Origin of the sequence: Streptomyces sp. SID486 (assembly GCF_009865385.1) — a bacterium.
GTDB lineage: Bacteria > Actinomycetota > Actinomycetes > Streptomycetales > Streptomycetaceae > Streptomyces.
Genome location: NZ_WWJT01000643.1, coordinates 1 through 7069, shown reverse-complemented (window position 1 = coordinate 7069; position 7069 = coordinate 1). Strand labels below are relative to the sequence as shown.

Annotated in this window: 6 protein-coding genes; 2 read left to right on the top strand and 4 right to left on the bottom strand. The window is 73.7% G+C overall.

Annotated features, from left to right (window positions below):
* The 4 genes from GT045_RS30175 to GT045_RS30160 all read right to left on the bottom strand — a co-directional run.
* A partial coding sequence (locus tag GT045_RS30175) for a DUF3488 and transglutaminase-like domain-containing protein (RefSeq protein WP_161336113.1) occupies window positions 1-1955 on the bottom strand: 1955 nt, incomplete at its 3' end.
* On the bottom strand, window positions 1952-3313 hold the full coding sequence (locus GT045_RS30170; RefSeq protein ID WP_161336112.1) for a DUF58 domain-containing protein: 1362 nt from the start codon (window positions 3311-3313) through the stop codon (window positions 1952-1954). The genes GT045_RS30170 and GT045_RS30175, both read right to left, overlap by 4 nt.
* Window positions 3313-4350 carry an AAA family ATPase gene (locus GT045_RS30165; RefSeq protein ID WP_161298439.1) on the bottom strand — a complete coding sequence of 346 codons (1038 nt, stop codon included), beginning with the start codon at window positions 4348-4350 and terminating at the stop codon, window positions 3313-3315. Before GT045_RS30165 ends, GT045_RS30170 begins: the two co-directional genes overlap by 1 nt.
* Before the next feature lie 338 nt (window positions 4351-4688).
* The gene (locus GT045_RS30160) at window positions 4689-5237 is read right to left on the bottom strand and encodes a carbonic anhydrase (RefSeq protein ID WP_161298438.1); all 549 of its coding nucleotides are present in this window, start codon (window positions 5235-5237) and stop codon (window positions 4689-4691) included.
* Window positions 5238-5589: 352 nt separating this feature from the next.
* Here GT045_RS30160 and rsmH point away from each other — a divergent pair, with 352 nt between their 5' ends.
* Together rsmH and GT045_RS30150 are read left to right on the top strand one after the other, a co-directional pair.
* Window positions 5590-6546, top strand: a complete 957-nt coding sequence (rsmH, locus tag GT045_RS30155) for a 16S rRNA (cytosine(1402)-N(4))-methyltransferase RsmH (RefSeq protein WP_161298437.1) — start codon at window positions 5590-5592, stop codon at window positions 6544-6546.
* Between the two features lie 67 nt (window positions 6547-6613).
* Window positions 6614-7069: septum formation initiator family protein (locus GT045_RS30150; protein WP_345942801.1), on the top strand; the 456-nt coding region annotated here is incomplete at its 3' end.

Here is a 7069-nt window from a genome sequence, read left to right as displayed (position 1 = left end):
TGGCCGCCCAGCCGCCGCGCGCGCACCCGCCGGCGCCACAGCAGCGGCGCCAGCGGAACCGCCAGGACCACCACCACGCCCAGCCCGCTCAGCAGCCACCACCAGCCGTCCGTGCCGTCACCGCCCGAAAGCGGGGCCGCCGCCGCGGACGGGCTGCCGCAGTCCTGCAGCCGCCGGGGCCCACCGGCGCAGCTCTCGCTCGGCGAGGACGCCGCCGAGGGGGCCGAGGAGGCGCCCCTGGACGGCAGAGCCTCGTCCGGCAGGGAGCTGCCGGGCGTGTCCGACTGGGTGTACGAGGGGGTGGTGCCGCGGGTGGGTGTCGGCTCGAAGCGGGTCCAGCCCACGCCCTCGAAGTACAGCTCGGGCCAGGCGTGCGCGTCCGTCTGGTTCACCGTGATCGTGCCGTCGCCCTGCGGGGTTCCGGGCGCGAAGCCCACCGCGACCCGGGCAGGGATGCCGAGCGTGCGGGCCATCGCCGCCATGGCGAAGGAGAAGTGGACGCAGAAGCCCTCCTTCTGCTTCAGGAAGTTCGCGATGGCCTCCGGACCGCGGCCCACCTTCACCGAGGTGTCGTACTGGAAGCCACCCGTGACGGCGAAGTAGTCCTGGAGCCGGACGGCCTCCTCGTAGTGACTGTTCGCGCCCGCGGTGATCTCCCGGGCCGTGCGGGCCACCACCGCGGGCAGGGAGGAGGGCACCTTGGTGTACTCGCTGCGTAGGCCGGCCGGCGGCTGCGGCGCGGCGGACAGCTGCTCCGCGGTCGGCTGCACGTCCAGGCTGGTCACCTGGTAGGTCTTGCCGCGCGTGGTCTGGCCGTGGTCGCCGAGGAGGGTCATCCCGACGGGCTCGTACCGCCACCGGCCGTCCACCTGCACGTCACTCGGCGGGTAGGGCATCGGCAGCCAGTTCTGGGCGTACGTGTCCGCCGCCGTGACGGTCGTCCGCACCGGACTGCGCCGGACGCCGGCCCCCAGGCCCGTGGGCGTGGGCAGCTTGTCCGGCACGGCGACGACGTGCCGCTGGGCAGGCGTCCAGGTGGTGCCGTCGAAGTCGTCCAGGGAGACGATCCGCAGATACAGGTCCGAGATGTCGTCCGTACTGGTGCGCAGGGACAGCACCTGGCGGTCGTCGTTCGTGTTCAGGTTGTCGCGCAGCGACACCAGCGGGTTGACCGTCGAGATCGTGCCGCTGCCGTTGCCGGCCCCCACACCGGTGCCGGCGGCTTCCAGCAGGCCGCCGTGCATCGAGGGCAGGGCCAGCGGCACCACCAGGGCCACGCCGAGCGCGACCGCGCCGATCCGGCGGCCGGTGCGCACCGGTGCCACCGCGCCCGTCTCGGGGGTGCCCGGCCCGCGGGGCGCGCCGCCGAAGACCCGGCCCCACTGGGCGAGCCGCTCCCGGCCCTCGGCGAGCAGCAGCGTCAGGTAGCCGGCCGCCGCCACCAGGAACCACAGCCACTCGGCGCCGCCGTCGGACAGGCCCGCGGCCACCGAGTACAGCGCGAGCAGTGGCAGGCCGGCCGGGGCCGCGGTGCGCAGCGTCACCGCGATCACGTCCACCAGCAGCCCGATCAGCAGCGCGCCGCCGATCAGCATCAGCTTGATGCCGTCGGTGACCGGTGCGGGTATCGCGTAGCGGCCGACGTCGTCCGTGCCCTGCCGGAGCAGTTCGGCGAAGTACCGGAAGGTGTCCGGGCCGGGGAGCAGCCCGGCGATCGCGTGCCGCCGGGCGAACATCAGGGTCAGCAGTACGAGGGTGACCAGCACCTGCGCCGCCACCGTCAGCGACCGGCCCAGCGGCACCCGCCGGGCCGCCGCGCCCACCCCGGTCTGCACGGCCAGCAGCGGTACCAGCTGCAGCAGCCAGACCGGCTCCGCGACCAGCGGCAGCAGTGCGCAGCAGGTCATCAGCGTGGCCGCCGCCGCGCACAGCGCCAGTCGTGCCCGTCCGCTCATCCCCGTGCCTCCCCGCTCAGCAGCGCGGGCCCGGATCGCTCCCGGTCCGCCTGGCGCCACAGCTCGTCCAGCGAGGCGCCGCGCGGCACGCTCAGCGCCGTCCAGCCCGCCTCGCGCAGCAGCCGCAGCCGCTGCTCGTGCTGGTTGCCGGGGCGGGGCACGTCGGTCGCCTCCCGCACCCAGGTGTCCGGGTCCAGGACGAAGGCGACGGCCCCACCGCTGCGCCGGCTCATCTTGGCGACCGTCGTGGCCTGTTCGTCGTCCAGGTCGCCGAGGAAGGCGACGAGCAGGCCCTCGTTGCCGCCGCGCAGCACGTCGTAGGCCCGGGACAGCCCGGTTCCGTCGGAGTAGTCGATCACCGCGAGGGTGTCCATCATCAGCCCGGCCGCGTCCGCCGTCTCCTGGCCGCTGCCCGTGTAGCCGTCGCCGCCCTCGCCGGGCACCGCGCTGCCGCTGTCGGTCAGCAGCCGTACCGAGAAGCCGCGCTCCAGCATGTGCACCAGCACCGAGGCGGCACCGGAGACGGCCCACTCGAAGGCCGAGTCGGGACCGGCGCCCTCGTGGGCGCCGCCCCGGGTGTCCAGCAGGACGGTGCACCTGGAGCGCCGGGGCTGCTCCTCGCGGCGCACCATCAGCTCGCCGTAGCGGGCGGTGGACCGCCAGTGCACCCGGCGCAGGTCGTCGCCGTAGCGGTACCCGCGCGGGATCACGTCGTCCTCGCCCGCGAGGGCCAGGGAGCGCTGCCGTCCGTCGCCGTAGCCCTGGGCCTCGCCGCCGAAGCGGACCGGGGCCAGCGGCTCCACGCGCGGGATGACCGTCAGCGTGTCGTACGTCGAGAAGGAGCGGGTCAGCTCGCACATGCCGAAGGGATCCGTCAGCCGCAGCTGGAGCGGGCCCAGCGGGTAGCGGCCCCGCAGGTCGGAGCGGACCCGGTAGGACACCTCGCGGCGGCCCCCCGGTTCCACCCGGTCCAGCACGAACCGGGGCCGCGGCCCGAGGACGTAGGGCACCCGGTCCTGGAGCATCAGCAGACCGGTGGGCAGCCGGGAGACGTTGTCGATGCACAGGTGGACCCTGGCCTCGCTGCCGGCCGGGACGCGCGCGGGCGCGAGACGGCGGTGGGCGGCGACCCGGTAGCGCGTGCGGTACAGGACGCCCGCGCAGAGCAGGGGCAGCACGGCGAGCAGCAGGCCGACGCGGAGCAGATCGCTCTGGCCCAGCACGAACGCGCAGACCGCGGCGGCGATCCCGGCCGCGAGGAAGGAGCGGCCACGGGTGGTGAGCCCCGCCAGGGCCGTCCGGACGCCGCCCGCCCCCTCGCGGTCGTCCTGCGCCGGCCCGCTCCCCCCGGGGCTCATCACAGACTCCGCGGCGGCTGCTGCGGATAGGCCGGGATGCTCCGGCCGAGGTCGCCGTAGCCGCTCTGCCGGCCCGCCGTGGGCACCGGGGTGTGCTGCAGGATCTCCAGCACCACCTGCTCGGCGGTACGGCGGTTGAGCTGGGCCTGGGCGGTGGGCAGCAGGCGGTGGGCGAGGACGGCGGCGGCCAGCGCCTGGACGTCGTCCGGCAGTGCGTACTCCCGGCCGGCGAGGGCGGCGGACGCCTTCGCCGCGCGCAGCAGGTGCAGCGTCGCGCGCGGGGAGGCACCGAGTCTGAGGTCCGGGTGGCTGCGGGTGGCGGCCACCAGTTCGACCGCGTACCGCCGGACCGGCTCGGCGACGTGCACCCCGCGCACCGCCTCGACCAGCTTCACGATCTCGTGCGCGTGCGCCACGGGCTGGAGGTCCTCCAGCGGGCTGACCCCGCCGTGGACGTCGAGCATCTGCAGCTCGGCCTCCACGCTCGGGTAGCCGACGGAGACGCGGGCCATGAAGCGGTCGCGCTGGGCCTCGGGCAGCGGGTAGGTGCCCTCCATCTCGACCGGGTTCTGGGTGGCCACCACCATGAACGGGCTGGGCAGTTCGTACGTCTGCCCGTCGATGGTGACCTGCCGCTCCTCCATGGACTCCAGCAGCGCGGACTGGGTCTTGGGCGAGGCGCGGTTGATCTCGTCGCCGATCACGATCTGCGCGAAGATGGCGCCCGGCTTGAACTCGAAGTCCCTGCGCTGCTGGTCCCAGATCGACACGCCCGTGATGTCCGAGGGCAGCAGGTCCGGCGTGAACTGGATGCGCCGCACCGAGCAGTCGATGGACCGCGCCAGCGCCTTGGCGAGCATCGTCTTGCCCACCCCGGGGACGTCCTCGATCAGCAGGTGGCCCTCGGCGAGCAGCACGGTCAGCGCGAGCCGTACGACCTCGGGCTTGCCCTCGATCACGCCTTCCACCGAACCGCGCACCCGTTCCACCGTGGCGGTCAGATCGCTGAGGCTCGCTCGATCGTCATAGGTCGTCACCCGGCCCTCCTCGGCCCGTTCATTCCGGGCCGACGCTCTCGATGCGAAACCGGCCCACCCCGAAACACGGACATCACGCGGGAAAGGTTCCGCGTGACGCCACACCCCGCATTCTTGCCGCCGTTACCGATTCGTGTCACTCGCCTGTGGACAACTGCCCCCGCGATGTCGGCCATACGGCTTTTCGACCGAGTTCCCGAGCGAGTTCTCGCCCGGCTTCCCGGCCGGTCCTCCGGCGGGTCGGCCGGCCGCGTGCCCCGGGCCGGGCCCGTACAGGCCGGTCCGGCCTCGCGCGGCACGGCCGGTTCGGCCCCGGTCCGCCTCGCGCGGCGGCCGGTTCAGGCCGGGTCCACCTCGCGCAGCAGTCCGGTGCGCACGTCGAAGACGAACCCGCGGATGTCGTCGGTGTGCAGCAGGAAGGGCGAGGTGCGCACCCGCTGCATGGACTGGCGCACGTCCTGGTCCGCGTCCCGGAAGGACTCCACCGCCCACGCCGGCCGCTGCCCGACCTCCATCTCCAGCTCGGTGCGGAAGTCCTCGGTGAGGGACTCCAGGCCGCAGCCGGTGTGGTGGATGAGGACCACGCTGCGCGTGCCCAGCTTGCGCTGGCTGATGGTCAGGGACCGGATGACGTCGTCGGTGACCACGCCGCCCGCGTTGCGGATCGTGTGGCAGTCGCCGAGCTGCAGACCGAGGGCCTTGTGCAGGTCGAGGCGGGCGTCCATGCACGCGACCACGGCGACGTGCAGGACGGGACGGGCGTCCATGCCGGGGTCCGTGAACGCCTCGGCGTACCGCTGGTTGGCCGCCACGAGACGGTCGGTCACGGTGTCGCCGGTGGTTATGGCGCCTTCGGATCCAGTGGGTACCGCTGCGGAAGTCGTCATGACGACGACGTTACTGGTCAGGCAGCGGTCCGGCCTGCTGTGAGAGGGGACAAAGAACGTCAGCGCGGCTCGTTGTGAGCTAACCCACAGGGAGGGCAAAGCTGAGCCGAACGGGTGGATCGGTGCGAAAGGTGGTTCCCGTCGTGACGTGCCGCGCGACGCGCAGGCCGGTTGATTGACCAGGGGACGGCGTGGACTAAAGTGGCGCGAAAGCGGGAGACGAGTCTCTCCCCGCTGGAAAACCCCCGGAGACCCCGGCGCGTGGCCGGACCGGTCTCCTCGCGCGCGCGGCGCGTACGTACGGCTCGGGGGACCGACGGTGCGTACGGCCCGCCGGAACTGAGAGGCCCCCTTGAGCCAGAGTCGACACGTCCCGGTGATGCTCCAGCGGTGCCTGGATCTGCTGGCGCCCGCCCTGGAGCTGCCGGGAGCGGTGGTCGTCGACTGCACCCTCGGCCTCGGCGGACACAGCGAGGCGCTGCTCACCCGGTTCCCCGAAGCGCGGCTGATCGGCCTGGACCGGGACAAGGAGGCGCTGCGCCTGTCCGGCGAGCGGCTCGCCCCGTTCGGGGACCGCGCCACCCTCGTGCACGCCGTGTACGACGAGCTGCCCGACGTCCTGCGCCGGCTCGGCATCGCGCGCGTGCGCGGCGTGCTGTTCGACCTCGGGGTCTCCTCCATGCAGCTCGACGAGGCCGACCGCGGCTTCGCCTACGCCCAGGACGCCCCCCTGGACATGCGCATGGACCAGACGACCGGCATCAGCGCCGCCGAGGTCCTCAACACCTACCCGGCGGGCGAACTCGTGCGCATCCTGCGCGCGTACGGCGAGGAGAAGCAGGCCAAGCGGATCGTCTCCGCGATCGTGCGCGAGCGCGAGAAGCAGCCGTTCGACAACAGCGCCCGGCTCGTCGAGCTGATCCGCGACGCCCTGCCGCAGGCCGCCAAGCGCACCGGCGGCAACCCCGCCAAGCGGACCTTCCAGGCGCTGCGCATCGAGGTCAACGGCGAACTGTCCGTGCTGGAGCGGGCGATCCCGGCGGCCGTGGCGGCCCTGGACGTCGGCGGCCGGATCGGTGTGCTGTCGTACCACTCGCTCGAAGACCGGCTCGTCAAGCAGGTGTTCGCGGCCGGGGCCACCTCCACGGCGCCGCCCGGACTGCCGGTCGTGCCCGAGCGCTACCAGCCGCGGCTCAAGCTGCTCACCCGCGGTGCCGAACTTCCCACCGAGGAAGAGATCGCCGAGAACCGCCGGGCCGCCCCGGCCAGACTGCGGGGTGCCGAGCGCATCAGGGAGGACGTCGAGTGAGCGAGACGGGTCGGAGGATCTCCCCCGCGCACCGGGGGAGCGGCTTCCCCCACGCACCGGGGGAACAGTGAGCAGGAAACCCGCGCTGAAGGGAAGGGCCGCCCGGCTCGCCCGGCTCCTGCCGGCCGGCCGCGCCCAGGCGGCCCGCACCCCGTTCGTCCTCCTCGTCGTCGTGCTCCTCGGCGGCGGCCTCATCGGGCTGCTGGTGCTGAACTCGGCACTGAGCGAGGGCTCGTTCGAACTGGCCGACCTGCAGAAGCGGACGAAGAGCTTCACCGACGAGGAGCAGGCGCTCCAGCGGGACATCGACGCCTACTCGTCCCCCGACGCCCTCCAGCGGCGCGCCCGTGAACTCGGCATGGTCCCCGGCGGCGACCCGGCCTTCCTCGGCGCCGACGGCACGGTCAAGGGCGTCCCCAGCGCCGCCCCGGAAGCCGCCGTCCTCTCGGGTCCGGCCGCCCCGGAGGCACTGCTCCCGGCCGTGGGCACCTCCGCCGCCCCGGACCCCACGGCGCCGGCCGCC